Origin of the sequence: Carnobacterium sp. (assembly GCF_032094055.1) — a bacterium.
Lineage (GTDB): Bacteria > Bacillota > Bacilli > Lactobacillales > Carnobacteriaceae > Carnobacterium_A.
This window is the reverse complement of sequence record NZ_DAMDAK010000011.1, coordinates 27,444-28,969: the sequence shown is the minus strand read 5'-3', so window position 1 is coordinate 28,969 and position 1,526 is coordinate 27,444. Positions and strand designations below refer to the sequence as shown.

Sequence of the window (1,526 nt, the reverse complement as noted above, 5' to 3'; positions counted from 1 at the left end):
AGGATTAACTAAAAAGTTAAAACTGGAAGGTGATAATCTTATATATATTTATTTTATATCTTTAGAAAGGTTTCTTTTCAAAAATAGAACATATTTTATTAAATAATGTTTCTTGAAGAAAATAATACGTTTTCACAAGGAACTATGTTGGAGATGAAAAAAGCAGTAACAGCAATTATAGTGCTAGGTGTGTTAGGGAAAACGATTTTACATCGATTTCCTTGGAAAATATGATGCTAATGAGTGATGCATTATTTATAGATGGGCATATCAAACGCTTCTACCTGAATTTATATTGAAAATAGAAGAAATACTAGACTTAGGGAATAAAACTTAAAAAAATAATGACTATTGGAGATGATTAAATGAAAGATTTAAGAATGCAACACCCTAGACCGCAATTTATACGGGATGAGTGGGAACTGCTAGACGGAAAGTGGAATTTTAAATTTGATGATCATGATAAAGGATCGAGTGAAGGGTGGCATCAAACGATTGTTGATCCACAAACTATTACAGTTCCATATACCTATGAAACTCAAATGAGCGGCGTTAACGATCAATCACACCACCCTATTGTTTGGTATGAAAAGGAATTTGAAATAACTGAGCCCGAACACTACTCTTTGATTTTTGAAGGAGTAGATTATATCTGTCAAGTTTGGTTAAATGGTAATTTATTGGGAATGCATCAAGGAGCCTATGAGCGATTTGAATTTGATTTAGGTAGTAATCTTAAAGAAGGAATCAATAAAATTACCATGCGGATCAAAGACTCAATGGATTGCGAGCAACCAAGAGGAAAACAACGGTGGCAGAAAGATAATTTTGGATGTTGGTATGTTCAAACTACAGGAATATGGAAATCTGTCTGGTTGGAAAAGCACCTGACACAACACCGGATTGAAAATGTTAAAATTACACCGGATATAGATAGAGATATGGTTATTTTCGAACCTAAGATGCATAGCTCGTATCTTGATATTTCTTCTTGGAATTATAGTTTGGAAATTGAAGTGTCATTTGACAATAACCTTGTTAATTCTTATCGAGGGACCTTTACGCATCAAATGGTACCTATTGAGATTGATACGCGAGTTAAAGAAGATGCTAGCTGGGGAACTAAGCAATGGTCCCCAGAAAATCCTAATTTGTACGATGTTACTTTTAAATTAAGGGATGCTGAAGGTATTTTACTTGATGAAGCAATTAGTTATTTTGGTATGCGTAAAATTCATATTAAGAATGGACAAGTCTTGCTTAATAATTGTCAGTTATATCAACGATTGATTCTTGATCAAGGTTATTGGCCAGAATCAGGACTAACACCGCCGTCTTTGGAAGCTTTAGAAAAGGATATAGATAAGATCTTTGAATTAGGTTATAACGGTTTGCGAAAACATCAGAAGATTGAGGATGAAAGATTTCTTTATCTATGTGATAAAAAAGGGATGTTAGTTTGGTCTGAAATGCCTTCAACATTTAACTTTAATGATATAGCCATTGCCAATTTTATAGATGAATGG

The 1,526-nt window shown here is 33.3% G+C and carries 1 protein-coding gene; it reads left to right on the top strand.

Annotated elements, in window-relative coordinates; all coding sequences use genetic code 11:
* Window positions 1-365: 365 nt before the first annotated feature.
* Window positions 366-1,526, top strand: a 1,161-nt coding sequence (locus RT405_RS03070; protein WP_396163135.1) for a glycoside hydrolase family 2 protein, incomplete at its 3' end; no start/stop codon positions are given.